The sequence below is a fragment of the Curtobacterium salicis genome, from assembly GCF_011759505.1.
GTDB classification, from domain to species: Bacteria; Actinomycetota; Actinomycetes; order Actinomycetales; family Microbacteriaceae; genus Curtobacterium; species Curtobacterium salicis.
The window spans coordinates 720,900-736,989 of sequence record NZ_JAAOYO010000003.1; the positions used below are offsets into that span (position 1 = coordinate 720,900).

The window sequence follows — 16,090 nt, forward strand, 5'->3', positions numbered from 1 at the left end:
TGCCGCCACCGGTGAGCCAGTCGCCGCCACACCGATCGCTCGCCGTCCACGCGGCCACGCTACCCGGCACGCCACCCGTGGACTGGTGCGACGCCCCTGCCGCGCCGGTCAGCGGGCGCCGTCACTCGGTGTCGTCGACCAGCAGGTCCTCGTGTCGGTAGTCGCCCGAGCGCAGTCCGGCGCGGGCGATCATGTGCGTCGACACCGGCACGAGCGCGAGCTGGAACACCATCGCCGGGATCACCATCCACAGCACGGACCAGGTCCACACCGCGACGACGACCGCCGCCAGGCAGCAGGCCAACCCGAGCACCTGCGGCTTCGACATCGCGTGCAGTCGGACCAGCGGGTCGGGGAAGCGGACGATGCCGATCGCGGCACCGAGTGACAGCGCCGCGCCGACGAGCAGCAGCCCGAGCGCGATCCACGCCCGGATGCCGGCGTCGTCGAGGAACGCCTGCAGCATGTCGGTCATCTCGGTCATCGCTGGCCTCCTGCGGTGTCGCCGTCGTCGGAGGCGCGTGCGTCGTCCGCCGGGCCGGGGACCGTGGCCTCGTCGGCGGTCTGCACCGCGTGCTCGGGTGTGGTGGCGTCCATTCCCTCGTCGCCCGGGTCGGTCGACGGGGTGACGGCGCGGGCCACGGCGACGGTCGCGAAGACGCTCGTCGCCGCGATCACGACCAGCACCGGAACCGCGCTCGGGTCCTGCCGGACGACGATCGCGGCGGCGATGACGAGCAGGACGGTGGTGAGCACCATGTCCGACCCGATCATCCGGTCGAGGATCGTCGGGCCGCGGACGATGCGTCCGACCGCCAGCACGAGGGTCGCGCCGAGCAACGCCAGGACGAGGGCGATCCCGACCGCCAGGACGATCACGGCGGCGCTCACCGGACGACCTCGGGCAGCGGCTCGGACAGCTCGGAGACGTCCTGCCGGGACCCGATCGCGCGGATCACGAGGGCCTCGATGCGCAGGGCCTCGCGGCGGGCGTCGTCCACCTGCTCGGTGCGCTCGGTGTCGAGCACGTGGAGCAGCAGGCGTCGGCGGCGCAGGTCCTCGTCGATGACGTAGGAGCCGGGGACGAGGGAGATCGCGATGGTGGACAGCGTGAAGGTCATCTCCGAGGTGGTGTGCAGCTGGACCAGGACGATCGAGCTCTTCCGGACCCCGCGCGGCCGGACCGCGACCCAGGCGACCCGGAAGGACGCCGTGACGACGTACCCGGCCCAGACGAGCAGGAACCAGACGACGTGCACGACCGAGAACCGGGCGGACAGTGGGACCGGCGGCAGCGGCAGGGACTGGGTCACGAGCAGGGCGACGACGACACCGCACAGCAGCGTCAGCGGCGTCCAGCTGCCCCAGAGCAGTGCCCACAGGACGGTGAGCCCGACGACGAGCGGCACGTCGTACCGCCACGCCAGCGCCATCCGACGGGCGTTCGTGAACCGCTTGACGTCGCTCATCGGGCGTCACCGCCGAGGACGGCCTGCACGTACCGGTCCGGGGACTCGAGCGACTCGGCCGCACGGGTCGCGTAGCCGTACAGCGGGCCGGCGAGGACCGTCAGCGCCACCGAGCCGAGGACGGCGACGGTGGTCACCGCGACGAGCATCGGCGGCAGCTTCGCCCGCGCGTGCTCGGTGGAGGGCGCGTCGCCCTGGGCAGGAGCGTCGGAGGGGGCAGCGTCGGACCGCGTCGGGTCGTCGAGTGTCGCGACCGAGCCGTCCCCGGCCGGGGCGCGGACGACCGCAGCCGGCGCACCGGCGTCGGAGGAGCCTCCTGGTCGGCCGTCGGCCTCCGTCTCGGGGACCGTGACCGGCGCCGGTTCCGGGGCGCGCAGGTGCTCGTGCGGCTCCGCGACGCTGGCGTGCGGGGCGGCGGCCTCGGCGGCCGGCTTGGGCCGCCAGAACGCCGCGTCCCAGACGCGCATCAGTGCGTACAGGGTCAGGAGGCTCGTCACGACCCCGGCACCGATCGTCACGAAGGCGAGGGGGGAGCCGTCCTCGGCCGCGGCGCGGAACAGCCCGAGCTTGCCGATGAAGCCGGAGAACGGCGGGATGCCACCGAGGTTGAACGCCGGGATCAGGTAGAGCGCCGCGAGCAGGGGCGCCGCCTTGAGGAGGCCACCGAGCGACCGGGTCGACGTGGTGCCGCCGACCCGTTCCATCAGGCCGGAGACCAGGAAGAGGGTGGTCTGCACGACGATGTGGTGCACCGTGTAGAACACCGCGGCCGCGGTGCCGACCACCGAGCCGAGTCCGATGCCCATCACCATGAAGCCGATGTGGCTGATGAGCGTGAAGGACAGCAGGCGTTTCACGTCGGTCTGCGACACCGCGCCGAGCACGCCGACCACCATCGTCAGGACGGCGACGACGAGCAGGACCCCGTTGAGCTGCGGTCCGGGGAAGATGATCGTCTCGAGCCGGATGATCGCGTAGATGCCCACCTTCGTGAGCAGGCCGGCGAACACCGCGGTGACCGGTGCCGGGGCGGTCGGGTACGAGTCGGGCAGCCAGAACGCCAGCGGGAACACGGCGGCCTTGATGCCGAAGCCGATGAGCAGCATGGTGTGCAGCAGGAGCTGGACGTGGTCCGGCAGCTCCGCCACCCGCTGGCTGATCTGCGCGATGTTCACGGTGCCGGTCGCGCCGTAGACCAGGCCGATGGCGGCGAGGAAGATCGACGACGCGATCAGGCTCGTGACGATGTACGTCGTGCCGGCGCGGACCCGCTGCACGCTGCCGCCGACGGTGATGAGCACGTAGCTCGCCACCAGGAGCATCTCGAACGCGACGTAGAGGTTGAACAGGTCGCCGGCGATGAACGAGTCGAGCACGCCCGCCGCCAGGACCAGGTAGGTCGGGTAGAAGATCGTGACCGGGGCGTCCTCGTCGTCGTCGGCCAGGCCCTGCCCGATCGAGAAGAGCAGGACGACGAGCAGCACCGAGCTCGACACCGTGAGGAGCAGGGCGCTCAGGCGGTCGACCACGAGCGAGATGCCGTACGGGGCCTGCCACCCGCCGACCTGCACGACGATCGTGCCGTGCCGGTCGACCAGGACCATGAGCGTGACGGCGACCGCGACCGCGATGACGAGCACCGCGACCGTGATCGCGCGCTGCAGCTGCTGGTGGCGGAGCAGGCCCAGGGCGACGGCGGCGCCGAGCAGCGGGACGAGGACCAGGAGCGGGACGAGGAAGGTCACGTGCGGGGCCTGCTCTCGGTCTCGTGCGGGGCGGTGTGGTGCAGCGTGGTGTCGTGCGGCGTCGTCTCGTGCGGGTCGTCGGCGTCCTCGGGGGACTTCGGGTCGTGCCGCGTCGGGCTGTCGTCCTCGGCGAGCTCCGGGTCGTCGTCGGCCGGGTCGTGGCGGTCGGTGCGGATCGCGACGTCCGCCTCGTCGACCTCGACCTCGTCGGCTCGGGACAGTCGCCACGAGCGGTGGATCAGGGCCAGCAGGAACGCGCTGACCGCGAAGGTGATGACGATCGCGGTCAGGGCGAACGCCTGCGGCAGTGGGTCGGTGATCCCGTCCGCCGTCTTGCCGATCGGCGGGGCGCCCGCGGCGCCGGACATCGTCAGGAGCAGCAGGTTCAGGGCGTTGCCGAGCAGCAGGAACCCGAGCAGCATCCGGGTCAGGGAGCGTTCGAGGAGCAGGTAGACGCCGCACGAGAACAGCACGGCCATCGCGATGACGAGGACGAGGGTGACGGTCATGCGGGTCCCTCCAGGGTGTCGGCGGTGGGGACGCGGCGGTCCTCGAGGCGCTGGCGGTCGACCTCGGCCCCGAGCGAGCGGAGCACGTCGAGCACGAGTCCGACGACGACCAGGTACACGCCGATGTCGAAGAACGTGGCGGTGACGAACTCGACGTGGCCGAGGACGGGGACGGTGGCCTCGAAGAACTCGGAGTACAGCGCGTCCTTGCCGAAGAACATCGGCGTGATGGCGGTGATGCCGGCCGTGGCGACACCGAGGCCGAGCAGTCGGCCGGCGCGGATCGGTGCCGCGGCCCCGAGCTCCGCCGGACCGCCGGCCAGGTACCGGGCGGCGAGGGCGATGCCCGCGACGAGTCCGCCGGCGAAGCCGCCACCGGCCGAGTTGTGCCCGGCGAAGAGCAGGTACACCGACAGCACGACGAGGCCGTGGAACAGCAGGCGGACGACGACGTCGAGCAGTGCCGAGCGTCCGGTCGGGATCGCCGCGCTGGTCGGCAGCCACGCCCGCGGCTCGCCGTCGGCCCGGTCGTCACCGCTCGCGACCGCGGACGGCATGTCCCGGAGCCGGGGCAGGGTGTCCTCGCGGGACCGCACGAAGATCAGGCTCGCGACACCGGTCGCCGCGGCCACGACGACGGTCAGCTCGCCGAGGGTGTCCCAGCCGCGCAGGTCGACCAGGGCGACGTTGACGACGTTCAGGCCGTGCCCGAACGAGCTGGTCAGCGCCGGCAGGTCGGGCCAGAGCGGCTCCGCGGTCCGGGCGGACGCGGCGACGACGACCACGATCGCCAGGGTCAGCCCGGCGAGCGCCGCGAACAGTGCCCGGAGCACCCGGAAGCGCGACGGGTTCGCGGTGCCGATCCGCGGGGGCAGTCGGCGCAGCACGAGGACGAACGCGATGAGCGTCACGGTCTCGACGACGAGCTGGGTGAGGGCGAGGTCGACGGCGCCGTGCAGCAGGAACAGGATCGCGGTGCCGTACCCGGTCACACCGACCAGGACCGCGGCGGCGAACCGGGTCTTCGCGGCGAGGACGGCGATCGCGGCCATCGCCATCACGACGACGACGGGCAGCTGGCCCCAGGTGTCGGCGAACCGGATGTGGAACGCCCAGGGGCCGCCGACGACGAGGTTGGCCAGCGCACCGGCGACGAACACCGACAGGATGACGGTCAGGTAGTAGGGCAGCGAACCGCGCTGCAGGCTGGCGGTCAGCCAGGTCGCGAACCGGTCGAGGCCGCGCATCAGCCGTCGGTAGTTGGCGGAGGCGGACGGCGACCCGGCCAGGCGGTGCTGGACGGCCTCGACCCGGGTGCGGAGCAGGAAGAGGACGCCGCCGCCGACCAGGGTCAGGGCGGAGATGCCGAGCGCCGGCTCGAACCCGTGCCAGAGCGCCAGGTGTCCGACCTCGCCGCTGCCGTGCCGTGCGGCGGTGGCGGCGGACTCGAAGCCGTGCGCGACGAACGGCGTGGCGAGGCCGAGGACGAGCCCCGCGACACCGAGCGCGGTGGGGACGACCCAGAGCCCGTGCAGCGCGTGCGGCTCGGTCTGGGCGACCCCGGACTTGCGGGCGAAGGTGCCCCAGAAGAACCGGCACGAGTACGCCACGGTCAGGACCGACCCGATCGTCACACCGACGAGGGCGACCCAGGCCCAGCCGGCGTCCGCACCGTGCAGTTCCTCGAGGAAGCCGCCGAGCACGGCCTCCTTCGCGACGAAGCCGATCAGCGGCGGGATGCCGGCCATGGACGCGAGCGCGAGCACCGCGACGACCGCCAGCCCGGGCAGCCGTCGACCGAGGCCGCTGAGCTTCCAGAGGTCGCGGGTGCCGCTGACGTGGTCGACCGTTCCGACGACCAGGAACAGCGTGGACTTGAACGTGGCGTGGGCGACGAGCAGGACGACCCCGCCGAGGGCGATCTCCGGCACACCCCATCCCGCGGCGAGCACGAGGAACCCGAGCTGGGCGACCGTGCCGTACGCCAGCAGCAGCTTGAGGTCGGTCTGCCGCAGTGCCCGGTACCCGCCGACGAGCATGCCGAGCACCCCGAGCACCGTGATCGTCTCGCGCCAGCCGTCGAGCAGCGCGAACGCCGGGGCCAGGCGCGCGACGAGGTAGATGCCGGCCTTCACCATCGCGGCGGCGTGCAGGTACGCGCTCACCGGGGTCGGGGCGGCCATCGCGGCGGGCAACCAGAAGTGGAACGGCACGATCGCCGACTTCGTCAGCGCGCCGACCAGGACGAGGATCACGGACACCGTGACCGCCGTACCGGTCGGCGGTGCGGCGATGATGCCGGAGAGCGAGGTGGTGCCCGCGGCGACCGAGACCACCACGAGACCGGCGAGCATCGCCAGTCCGCCGGCCGTGGTGACGACGAGGGCCTGCATCGCCGCGGCCCGGCTCGCACGTTTCGCGGCGTCGTGCCCGATCAGCAGGTAGGAGAAGACCGTCGTGGCCTCCCACAGGACGAACAGCACGATGACGTCGTCGGCGATCACCAGGCCGTACATCGACCCGGCGAACGCGGTCAGGACGCCGGCGAACCGACCGAGACCGGGTTCGTCGTCGGGGAAGTACGACGCGCAGTAGACCAGCACGAGCGCGCCGACCACGGTGACCACGAGGGCGAGCACCCACGACAGGGCGTCCACCCGGAACGCCAGGTCGAGTGCGAGTTGCGGGATCCAGCGCACGCGTTCCGTGACGCCGTCACCGAGCGCCGGAGCGGTCTGGGTGAGCGTGAGGACCGCGGCGGCGGCGGGGGCGAGGGCGGCGACGAAGAAGACGCGACGCCCCAGCAGGGGAGTGAGTGCGGGGACGACGAGTGCGATGACGCCGAACGCGATGAGGACGGTGAACACAGGGGCACCTCCTCGGGGGTCGGGCTGCAGTCCGGCTCTCTTGGCACCTCACAGCCTACGGAGAGCCGCATGGGCAGATCCTGTGCGAGCGGACAGGGTCCGTCGCGGTGGTCCAGACTGCTCCCGACTCTGCCCGCTCGCGGGCGCGGTTGTCCGCCCCGGTTTCAGCCCTCGTACGCCCGCGACGGGATCTGGGTGGCGAACTTGCCCCCGGACACGTCGAGCAGCGTCCCCGTGACGTACCCCGACAGGTCGCTCGCCAGGAAGAGCAGGACGTCCGCCACGTCGTCGGGCGTCTCCCACCGCCGGATCGACAGGGTGTCGAGCAGCCGGTCCTGGTCCGCGGTCGGCATGGTCGCGAAGCCGTTCATCGCGGTCGGCACCATGCCCGGCGCGTACGCGTTGACGGTGATGCCCCACGGCCCGAGTTCCGACGCGAGGACCCGGGTGAACTGCACGACCGCCGCCTTCGACGCCGCGTACGCCGCACTGCCCACGCTCGGCACGATCGCCGCGAAGGACGCCGCGTTGATGATCCGGCCGCGCCCTGCCCGCTGCATGACGGGCGCCACCGCCTGGCTCATGAGGAAGGTGCCGCCGAGGTTCACGTCCATGCACCGTCGCCAGGCGTCCCACCCCAGGTCCGCCACCCGGCCCTCGACGTTGATGCCGGCGTTGTTGACGAGGACGTCGACCGTGCCGTGCCGGGCGACGACCTCGTCGACGGCGGCGCGCACCGACGCCGGGTCGGTGACGTCGCAGGCGAGCACCTCGAGAGCGTGGGTGGCGTCCGGGACGCTGGCCGGGCCTCCCGGCTGGTCGTCCGTCGCCCGGTCCGCGAGCGCCGCCGCCAGGTCGAGCGCGACCACGTGCGCGCCCTCCCGGCGGAACCGCTCCGCGATGGTCCGGCCGATCCCGCGGGCGGCGCCGGTGACGACCACCACCCGGTCACTGAGGTCGAGGTGCATCGTCGCTCCTTTCGGGGCGTCCGTCGACGCCGACGCGTCTACTGTCCCACCCATGACGGACGACGGCACGGCAGACCAGCCCACCACGGACCGCCCCGCGACGGACGACCGTGTCCTGTGGGTCACCGGCGGCGGCAGCGGCATGGGCGCCGCGGCCGCACAGGTGGCGGCACGGTCGGGCTGGAGGCTCGTCCTCAGCGGCCGTCGCACCGAGCGGCTCGACGCGGTCGCCGCCGGCATCCGCGCCGCGGGCGGCACAGCCGACGTCCTGCCCCTCGACGCCACCGACCCGGAGGCCGTCACCGCGGCCCGCGACACCCTCCTCGGGCGACACGGTCGGATCGACGGGCTCGTCCTGTCGGCCGGGCTGAACTCTCCGCGGCGACGGTGGGACGACCAGTCGATGTCGGAGCTCCGTGCCGTGATCGACACCAACCTGACGGCGGTGGTGCAGGTCGTCGACGCGGCGCTCCCCGCCCTGCGGCGCTCCGGCGGGGTCGTGGTCGTCGTGTCCTCGTACGCGGGGTGGTCGTCACAGCCGGGCGCGGGTGTGGCGTACTCGGCGAGCAAGACGGCCCTCGGCCCCGTCGTCCGCACGCTCAACCAGCAGGAGGCGCAGCACGGGGTCCGGGCCACGCACCTCTGCCCGGGCGACGTCGCGACGGACTTCCTCGACCAGCGCCCGAGCGTGCCGGACGCTGCCGCACGTGCCGTGATGCTCACGCCCGAGGACGTCGGCCGAGCCGTCGGGTTCGTGCTGTCCGCTCCGGCCCACGTGCGGATCGACGAGCTCGTGCTCTCCCCGGTGTCGCAGCACTGAGCCCGCGCGCGCGGCGGTGCCCAGGACCTGGGATGATCGAGGGCGGTGCGTCTGGTTCGTGCCGTGGAGGGTGACCCGTGGACGCAGCAGAACAGGTGGTGCTGCAGCTCGTCGGCACCCCGTGGGCGTTCCTGGTGGTCGGCCTCGTGCTCGCCGTCGGCAGCATCGCGGTCTTCCTGCCCAGTCAGGCGATGGTCGTCGCGATCGGCACGCTGCTGGTCGGCGGTGACGGCGGACTCCTGCCCGTGCTGCTCCTCGTCGTCGCGGCCACGATCGGCATGGTGCTCGGCGACCTCGCGCTCTACCAGCTGGCCCGCTCGGTCGACCTCGGCTCGAAGTCCTGGTTCGCCCGCCCGAAGGTCCGGAAGGCCCGCGAGTCGATCGACGAGCGCTACCGTGCCGCCCCGGGGCGCATCGCCGTCCTCGGCCGGTTCATCCCGATGGGCCGGCTGACGACGAACCTGGTCGGCGCCGACAGCGGGCTCGACGTCCGACGGTTCCTGGTCAGCTGCGCCATCGCCGACGTCGTCTGGGCCGCCTACTGCGTCGGGATCGCCGCCGCGACCGGGCACTGGAGCCGGGAGCAGCCGTTCCTGGTGACCGTGCTCGCGGTCGTGGCCTCGATCCTGCTCGGCGTCGGCATCTCGGCGGTCGAGAAGGCCGTGCGCCGCCGCAGCGAGGCCGCTGCCGCGGTCTGAACCGCCCGGGAGCCCGGCGCACCGCGACGTGCGCGCACTAGCGTGGTCGCACCGTTCGAAGGAGAACCCGTGCCGAGCCTCACCGACCTCGTCCCCGACCCCACCGCGCTCGAGACCCTGCACACCGGCAGCACCTGGGCCGAGGGGCCGTGCTGGATCCCCGCGACCCGGACGCTCCGCTGGTCGGACATCCCCGGGGACCGCATCCTGCAGTGGGCGGCGTCCGACGGCTCCGTGTCGGTGTACGCCGACGGGGTCGAGTTCACGAACGGCCGGACCCTCGACCACGACGGGTCGGTCGTGCAGTGCTCGCACGGACTCCGGCGGGTGGAGCGCGACCGGGACGGCGTCGTCACCCTGATCACGGCGCGGTGGGGTGGGGTCGCGTACAACTCCCCGAACGACGTCGTCGTCGCCCGGGACGGCAGCGTCTGGTTCACCGACCCGGCCTACGGCATCACGCAGCCGCGCGAGGGGCACCCCGGCGTCCGCGAGTACGGCGACCACTGGGTGTTCCGCTGCGGGCCCGACGGCGAGGACCTGCGTCCGGTCGCGCTCGACGTCGACGAGCCGAACGGGTTGGCCTTCTCACCCGACGAGCGGGTCCTCTACGTGGCGAGTTCGGACGGCGACCGCCCGGTGATCCGTGCGTACGACGTCGTCACGGACGGTCCGGCCGCCCCCGGCGTGCCGGGCGTGCGGGTGAAGAACGGGCGCGACCTGGTGCGCTTCGCCCCGGGCGAGGGCGTCCCGGACGGCATCCGGGTGGACGAGGACGGGCGGATCTGGTCCTCGGCGGCCGTCGGGGTGTTCGTGTACGAGCCGGACGGCACCCGGATCGGTGTGGTCCCGGTGTCCGAGACCGTCGCGAACCTCTGTTTCGGCGGTGACGACGGCCGTGACCTCTTCGTCACCGCGACGACCTCGGTGCACCGCATCCGGACCACCGCCCGGGACGCCGCCCGCCGCTGACGTATCCTGGCTCGGCCATGCAGTGCGACTACTTCGACCGCGGGGTCTGCCGGTCGTGCACCCTGATGGGTCAGCCATACGGAGACCAGGTCCTCGACAAGGAACTCCGCACCCGCGAACTCCTCCACGACGCCGTCGACGCGGCCGGTGGTCCGGGCTCCGTCGAGTGGCTGCCAGCGGTCACCAGCCCGGAGTCCGGCTACCGCAACAAGGCGAAGATGGTCGTCGGCGGCACGGTGCAGCAGCCCACCGTCGGGATCCTCGACGAGCGGCAGCGCGGGGTCGACCTCCGGCACTGCGGCATCTGCACGCCGGGCATCCAGCGGGCGCTGCCGGTCCTGGCCGACTTCATCGCGTCCGCCGGGCTCATGCCGTACGACGTCCGGCAGCGGCGCGGTGAGCTGAAGTACGTGCTCGTCACCGAGTCGCCGGACGGCGAGCTGATGGTGCGGTTCGTGCTCCGCAGCGAAGGACAGCTCCCGCGCCTCCGCGACCGGCTCGACGACCTCCGGAGAGTCCTGCCGCAGGCGGTCGTCGTCACCGCGAACCTGCTGCCGGAACACAAGGCCGTGACCGAGGGGGAGCGGGAGGTCGTCCTCACCGAGCAGCAGACCCTGCCGATGCGCCTGGGCCCGGTGACGATGCACCTGCGCCCGCAGAGCTTCTTCCAGACGAACACGGCCGTCGCGACGGAGCTCTACGCGCAGGCGTCGGCGTGGATCGACGAGGTCGACACGGCGTCGATGTGGGACCTGTACTGCGGCGTCGGCGGCTTCGCCCTGCACGCCGCACGCCCGGGTCGCTCGGTCACCGGGATCGAGACCAGTCGTGAGGCGATCGTCTCCGCGAAGCAGTCCGCCCGCGAGGCCGGCCTGACCGACGTCCGCTTCGCCGCCGACGACGCCACCGCCCACGCCCTGCGGGCCCGCGCCGGCAGCACCCCGGAACTCGTGGTCGTCAACCCGCCCCGACGCGGCATCGGTGCCGAGCTCGCCGGGTGGTTGGAGACGTCCGAGGTGCGGCACGTCGTCTACTCCAGCTGCAACCCGGTGACGCTCGCCCGCGACCTCGCGGTGATGCCGTCGTTCCGCCTGCGGCGGGTCCGCGTGCTCGACATGTTCCCGCAGACGGGACACCTCGAGGCCGTCACGCTGCTGTCGCGGGACTGACGGACAGGAGGCACGGCGCGGGCTCGACACGTGCCTCCCGGCCCCCGTCGGGTCACCCGGGACCACGATTGCCAGGGAACTCGGAAGGTCGTGTACCCGGGTACGCCCGATCGCCGCGTCCATGGGGATCGACCCGTACAGGGTCCGCGCGGGGTACATAGCACTGCTGGGTAGAACCGTTGGTCTCAGTTTGATAACGAGCGTGAGTTTCCTATGGTGGCCCACCGTGACGCCGGCGCGGAGGCTGCCCCCGGCGACACCATCAGACTGACCGCGATCGGTCGGGGTGGGCAGCCGACGTCGGGAACGACGATCGCGACCCCGGTGGAGCAACGACATGAAGAACCACACCCGAACTCGCGCCCTCGTCGGCGGACTGGCTTTCGCCGGCATCGCCGCGACGGGCGTCGGTCTCGCGGCTGCACCGGCCAGCGCGGCCGACGGCTCGACCTGGGACGCCCTGGCGGCCTGCGAGTCCAGCGGCAACTGGGCCACGAACACCGGCAACGGCTACTACGGCGGGCTGCAGTTCTCGCAGGGCACCTGGACCGCCAACGGCGGCACCGGCAGCCCGGCCGGCGCGAGCCGTGAGACGCAGATCGCCGTGGCCGAGAACGTCCTCGCCACGCAGGGCTGGGGTGCCTGGCCCGCGTGCTCGGCGAAGCTCGGCCTGAGCGGCACCAGCGGTGCCGCACCGGCCCCGGTCGCCCAGCAGGCCGCTCCGGCGCCCGCCCCGGTGGCCGCTGCTCCGGCTGCCCCGGCACCGCAGGCTGCTCCGGCACCGCAGGCAGCGCCCGCGGCCGCGGCTCCGAAGGCCGTCGCGAGCACGCCGGCACCCTCGGCGACCGCCACCAAGCCGGCCGCCGTGCCGACCAGCGGCAAGACGTACAAGGTGGTCTCGGGCGACACGCTCGACACCATCGCGACGAAGCTCGGTGTCGAGGGCGGCTGGAAGCAGCTGTGGGCGGCGAACACGTCGACCGTCGACGACGCGAACCTCATCTACGCGGGGCAGACCCTGCAGCTCCCGGCCTGACGCACCGCGTCACGCAGCCGATCGGAAGCGCCCCACGACCTCGGTCGTGGGGCGCTTCGTCGTGCTCCCGGGATCAGCCGGCGTGGGTCCGGAGCCAGCCCTGCAGGTCGTCCGAGCGCAGCGCGATCGTCAGGCTCGCGACGGCGGAGTCGTCGACCCGGACGTAGGACTGCCCGTCCGCACTGGTGCCCGCTCCGGCGGACGGCAGCGTGGCGGTGTGCAGGTCGTCGGCCCGGACGTCGCGGAGCGACCACCCGAGCGCGACCAACGTGGCGGAGTCCAGGCCGGGGTCGACGGACAGGTACTCGCTGGTCGAGGACACGAACCGCCGGACGGTGTCGGGGCTCGTCAGGGTCTCCTCGGACAGGAGCTGCTCGACGACGGCGCGCATGAACGCCTGCTGGTTCCGCACCCGGCTGTGGTCGCCATCGGCGAAGGCGTGACGGGCGCGGACGAAGGCGAGCGCTCCGCCACCGTCGAGGTGGTCCGGCCCGACCGTGAAGTGGTGCCCCTGGGCGTCGAAGGTCGACGGCGACTGCACGGTGACACCGCCCAGGGCATCGGTCATGCCGGCGAAACCCGCGAAGTCGATCTCGGCGACGTGGTCGATCCGGACGTCGAGGAGCTGTTCGACCGTCTGCACCGTCAGCGGGACGCCGCCCCACGAGTACGCGGCGTTGATCTTCGCCTCGCCGTGCCCGGGGACCTCGACCCAGGTGTCCCGGAGGATCGACAGGAGCGTGATGTCCTGTCGGTCCGCCGGGACGTGCGCGAGCATCAGGGTGTCGGCTCGTCCGCCGGTCGTGCCGTCCTCCGCCGGGGCGTCCGGTCCGCGGGCGTCCGACCCGCGTGCGTCCGACCCGATGAGCAGGACGTCGACGGCGTCACCGTGGTCGACCGGGCGACTGTCGGTCGGGAAGGGGTCCTCGATCACGGTCCGACCGGCGTCGTAGCGCTCGGCGAGACCCCCGATGAACGTGGCGGCGACCACGGCGAGCACCGCGGCGACGGCGGTCAGGGAGCCGAGGGTCGCGAGCAGCGCGACGAGGAGGGGGCGGCGGCGACGGACGGGTCGGGTGGCGCGACGGCCGGGCATACGGGCTCCCGAGGATCGGGTCGGCCCTGATGCCGACCCGTCCAGCGTGACACATCTGACATGTCAGACGCAAGTGTCACGCGACGGGAGGGGTGCCCCTGGACCCGGCGAGGATCGCCCCGAGCCGGGCGCGGAGTTCGGGGTCGTCCGGCAGGAGCTCCCGCTCGATGTGGCGTGCGGTGTCCCACATCTGCCGGCCGTGGTCGGTGACCGTGACGAGTCGTCGGCGCCCGTCCTCGGGGTGAGGACTGCGGACGATCATCCCGTCGCGCTCGAGTCGCTCGAGGGTGCGGGACATCGTCTGTGGCTGCACGCGTGCGGTCCGGGCGATCACGTCCGCGCCCGTCGGGCCGTTGCGGAGGGCGATGTCGAGCGCGATGAGGGCGGCGTGCTGGAGTCCGATGGCCCGGAGTCGCTCGTCCCACTCGCGCTCCACAGCACGGGAGGCCGCGGCGAGCAGGCGTCCGATCGGCCACTGCGCGGACTGGTCCTCCATGCCCCGAGTCTACGGTGGAGCAGTCCACTAGATCCCGCCGCGCGACAAAGTGTTCAGCATGCTGACGATCGGTGTACGCTCGCCGTCGTGCCCCGCTCCCTCCGCATCGCGATCCCCGCCCTCGTCGTCCTGGTCTGGCTGGTCGTCGCCTCGGTCGGCGGCCCCTTCTTCGGTCGGATCTCCGAGGTCTCCACGAACGACCAGACCTCGTTCCTGCCGGCGTCCGCCGACGCCACCGCCGTCCAGGACCGCAGCAGCGACTTCCGTGACGCCAGCGGCGCCCCCGCGATCATCGTGCTCGAGCGCGACGGCGGCCTGACCGGCGCCGACACCGCGGCCGCCGGGCGCATCGCCGACGCGCTCGGGGACCGCGACGACGTCGACCAGGTCAGCCCGGTCATCCCGAGCGAGGACGGCGACGCCGTGGAGATCGTCGCGACCCTGACCGCGTCCGCCGAGACCGGGGACGCGGTCACGGCCATCCGCACGGACGTCGACGCCGCGCTGCCGGACGGCGTGCTCGGGTACGTCACCGGCCCGGCGGGCTTCACCGCCGACCTGACCGCCGCGTTCGCGGGCATCGACGGTCTGCTGCTCGGGGTCGCGCTGGTCGCGGTGCTCGTGATCCTGATCGTGGTCTACCGCTCGCCGCTGCTGCCGTTCCTGGTGCTCGCCACCGCGGTGTTCGCCCTGACCGCCTCGATCCTCGTCGTCTGGGCACTCGCGAAGGCCGGCGTCGTCACCGTCAACGGGCAGGTGCAGGGCATCCTCTCGATCCTGGTCATCGGTGCCGCGACCGACTACGCGCTGCTGTACACCTCGCGGTACCGCGAGGCCCTCCGTGACCACCGCACCGGATGGGACGCCACGAAGGCCGCGCTCCGGGGCAGCCTCGAGCCGATCGTCGCCTCGGGCGGCACCGTCATCGTCGGGGTCCTGTGCCTGCTGCTCTCCGACCTCAACTCGAACAAGGCGCTCGGCCCGGTCGCGGCGATCGGCATCGCGTTCAGCGTGCTCGCCGCCCTGACCCTCCTGCCCGCACTGCTGCTCTGCTTCCGCCGTGCCGCGTTCTGGCCCCTCCGCCCCGCGTTCGGCAGTGCCCACCCGGTGCTCACCGGACCGGACGCCCGCGGACTCTGGGCCCGGGTCGGTCGGCTCGTCGGGCGGCGCTCGCGGGTCGTCTGGATCGTCTGCACGGTGGGGCTCCTGGCGATGGGCACCGGCCTGCTCGGGCTCCGCGCCGACGGGGTCCCGCAGAGCGACCTGGTGATCGGGCAGTCGCAGGCCCGCGATGGGCAGACCGTGCTCGCCGACCACTTCCCGGGCGGCTCGGGCAGCCCGGCCCTCGTGCTCGGCGACGCGGACCGCATCGACGACCTGGCTGCCGCGGTCGCCGGCGTGGACGGGGTCGACGCCGTCGCCGCGGCCGCGAAGGGCGCACCCTCCGGGAGCGTGCCCGCCGGACCGGACGCGACGAGGGTCGGGACCGGCGGCGCCCCCTCCAGCGTGACGGCAGCCGACCCGACCGTGTCCCGCGGTCAGGTGCTGCTCGAGGCCACACTCGCCGACCCCGCTGACTCCGCGGCGGCAGAGCACACCGTGCGCGAGCTCCGGACCGCCGTCGAACGCGTCGACCCCGGATCGCGGGTCGGTGGGGTGACCGCGACCGCGATCGACACGAACGACACCGGCATCCGCGACCGGACCGTGATCATCCCCGTCGTGCTCGTGGTGATCCTGCTCATCCTGATGCTGCTGCTCCGGAGCATCGTCACGCCCCTCGTGCTCATCGGCAGCGTCATCGTGTCCTTCGCGGCCGCGCTGGGCGTCGGCGCGCTGGTGTTCGACCACCTGTTCCACTTCCCCGGCGCCGACCCGTCGGTCCCGCTCTTCTCGTTCGTGTTCCTGGTGGCGCTCGGCGTCGACTACAACATCTTCCTCATGACCCGGGTGCGCGAGGAGACGCTCCGGCACGGCCCGCGCGAGGGGGTCCTGCGCGGACTCGGCGCCACCGGCGGGGTCATCACCTCGGCCGGGGTGGTGCTCGCGGCGACCTTCGCGGCCCTCGGCGTGATCCCGATCCTGTTCCTCGTGCAGATCGCGTTCGTCGTCGCCTTCGGGGTCCTGCTCGACACCGTGGTGGTCCGGTCCCTGCTCGTCCCGGCCCTCGTGCTCGAACTGGGACGCCGGGCCTGGTGGCCGTCGCGCCTCTCGCGGCGACCGGGTGACATGTGACACGCTGACA

15 protein-coding genes are annotated in these 16,090 nt (G+C 72.8%); 6 read left to right on the top strand and 9 right to left on the bottom strand.

Annotated elements, in window-relative coordinates:
• Nucleotides 1-121: 121 nt before the first annotated feature.
• From mnhG to E9228_RS12015, 7 genes are all read right to left on the bottom strand, one after another.
• A complete protein-coding gene (gene mnhG / locus E9228_RS11985; protein WP_166780759.1) occupies nt 122-484 on the bottom strand; it encodes a monovalent cation/H(+) antiporter subunit G in 363 nt (120 codons plus the stop codon).
• Complete coding sequence (locus tag E9228_RS16800) at nt 481-891, bottom strand: MrpF/PhaF family protein (RefSeq protein ID WP_208385852.1); 411 nt, start codon at nt 889-891, stop codon at nt 481-483. Before E9228_RS16800 ends, mnhG begins: the two co-directional genes overlap by 4 nt.
• Nucleotides 888-1,469, bottom strand: coding sequence for a Na+/H+ antiporter subunit E (locus tag E9228_RS11995; RefSeq protein ID WP_166780760.1), 582 nt, complete (start codon nt 1,467-1,469; stop codon nt 888-890). Before E9228_RS11995 ends, E9228_RS16800 begins: the two co-directional genes overlap by 4 nt.
• Complete coding sequence (locus E9228_RS12000; protein WP_166780761.1) at nt 1,466-3,214, bottom strand: Na+/H+ antiporter subunit D; 1,749 nt, start codon at nt 3,212-3,214, stop codon at nt 1,466-1,468. Before E9228_RS12000 ends, E9228_RS11995 begins: the two co-directional genes overlap by 4 nt.
• A complete protein-coding gene (locus E9228_RS12005; RefSeq protein ID WP_252727986.1) occupies nt 3,211-3,723 on the bottom strand; it encodes a Na(+)/H(+) antiporter subunit C in 513 nt (170 codons plus the stop codon). The genes E9228_RS12000 and E9228_RS12005 overlap by 4 nt, the downstream gene beginning before the upstream one ends.
• Nucleotides 3,720-6,590, bottom strand: coding sequence for a Na+/H+ antiporter subunit A (locus E9228_RS12010; protein ID WP_166780762.1), 2,871 nt, complete (start codon nt 6,588-6,590; stop codon nt 3,720-3,722). The genes E9228_RS12005 and E9228_RS12010 overlap by 4 nt, the downstream gene beginning before the upstream one ends.
• A gap of 164 nt (nt 6,591-6,754) precedes the next feature.
• Nucleotides 6,755-7,558, bottom strand: a complete 804-nt coding sequence (locus E9228_RS12015) for an SDR family NAD(P)-dependent oxidoreductase (RefSeq protein ID WP_166780763.1) — start codon at nt 7,556-7,558, stop codon at nt 6,755-6,757.
• A gap of 52 nt (nt 7,559-7,610) precedes the next feature.
• Here E9228_RS12015 and E9228_RS12020 point away from each other — a divergent pair, with 52 nt between their 5' ends.
• The 5 genes from E9228_RS12020 (at nt 7,611) to E9228_RS12040 (ending at nt 12,253) form a co-directional block, all read left to right on the top strand.
• A complete protein-coding gene (locus E9228_RS12020) occupies nt 7,611-8,378 on the top strand; it encodes an SDR family oxidoreductase (RefSeq protein WP_166780764.1) in 768 nt (255 codons plus the stop codon).
• 77 nt (nt 8,379-8,455) lie between these two features.
• A complete protein-coding gene (locus tag E9228_RS12025) occupies nt 8,456-9,076 on the top strand; it encodes a VTT domain-containing protein (RefSeq protein WP_166780765.1) in 621 nt (206 codons plus the stop codon).
• 69 nt (nt 9,077-9,145) lie between these two features.
• Nucleotides 9,146-10,048, top strand: coding sequence for an SMP-30/gluconolactonase/LRE family protein (locus E9228_RS12030; RefSeq protein WP_341849873.1), 903 nt, complete (start codon nt 9,146-9,148; stop codon nt 10,046-10,048).
• A 17-nt stretch (nt 10,049-10,065) separates the two neighbouring features.
• Nucleotides 10,066-11,217 carry a 23S rRNA (uracil(747)-C(5))-methyltransferase RlmC gene (rlmC, locus tag E9228_RS12035; RefSeq protein WP_166780767.1) on the top strand — a complete coding sequence of 384 codons (1,152 nt, stop codon included), beginning with the start codon at nt 10,066-10,068 and terminating at the stop codon, nt 11,215-11,217.
• A gap of 337 nt (nt 11,218-11,554) precedes the next feature.
• Nucleotides 11,555-12,253, top strand: a complete 699-nt coding sequence (locus E9228_RS12040) for a LysM peptidoglycan-binding domain-containing protein (protein WP_166780768.1) — start codon at nt 11,555-11,557, stop codon at nt 12,251-12,253.
• A gap of 73 nt (nt 12,254-12,326) precedes the next feature.
• Here the strand turns inward: E9228_RS12040 and E9228_RS12045 are convergent, their stop codons facing one another.
• Nucleotides 12,327-13,349, bottom strand: coding sequence for an LCP family protein (locus tag E9228_RS12045; protein ID WP_166780769.1), 1,023 nt, complete (start codon nt 13,347-13,349; stop codon nt 12,327-12,329).
• Nucleotides 13,350-13,425: 76 nt separating this feature from the next.
• The gene (locus E9228_RS12050; protein WP_166780770.1) at nt 13,426-13,845 is read right to left on the bottom strand and encodes a MarR family winged helix-turn-helix transcriptional regulator; all 420 of its coding nucleotides are present in this window, start codon (nt 13,843-13,845) and stop codon (nt 13,426-13,428) included.
• Between the two features lie 87 nt (nt 13,846-13,932).
• Between E9228_RS12050 and E9228_RS12055 the strand changes: the two genes are divergently transcribed.
• Nucleotides 13,933-16,080 (top strand): efflux RND transporter permease subunit, encoded by a 2,148-nt coding sequence (locus E9228_RS12055; protein WP_166780771.1) that lies wholly within the window; start codon nt 13,933-13,935, stop codon nt 16,078-16,080.
• Nucleotides 16,081-16,090: the final 10 nt, after the last annotated feature.

Bases quoted from the DNA above. Each gene is read 5' to 3' on its own strand.
- E9228_RS12015 (WP_166780763.1), bottom strand. From the start codon at position 7,558: ATGCACCTCGACCTCAGTGACCGGGTGGTGGTCGTCACCGGCGCCGCC.
- E9228_RS12050 (WP_166780770.1), bottom strand. From the start codon at position 13,845: ATGGAGGACCAGTCCGCGCAGTGGCCGATCGGACGCCTGCTCGCCGCG.
- E9228_RS11995 (WP_166780760.1), bottom strand. From the start codon at position 1,469: ATGAGCGACGTCAAGCGGTTCACGAACGCCCGTCGGATGGCGCTGGCG.
- E9228_RS12040 (WP_166780768.1), top strand. From the start codon at position 11,555: ATGAAGAACCACACCCGAACTCGCGCCCTCGTCGGCGGACTGGCTTTC.
- rlmC (WP_166780767.1), top strand. From the start codon at position 10,066: ATGCAGTGCGACTACTTCGACCGCGGGGTCTGCCGGTCGTGCACCCTG.
- E9228_RS12045 (WP_166780769.1), bottom strand. From the start codon at position 13,349: ATGCCCGGCCGTCGCGCCACCCGACCCGTCCGTCGCCGCCGCCCCCTC.
- mnhG (WP_166780759.1), bottom strand. From the start codon at position 484: ATGACCGAGATGACCGACATGCTGCAGGCGTTCCTCGACGACGCCGGC.
- E9228_RS12020 (WP_166780764.1), top strand. From the start codon at position 7,611: ATGACGGACGACGGCACGGCAGACCAGCCCACCACGGACCGCCCCGCG.
- E9228_RS12005 (WP_252727986.1), bottom strand. From the start codon at position 3,723: ATGACCGTCACCCTCGTCCTCGTCATCGCGATGGCCGTGCTGTTCTCG.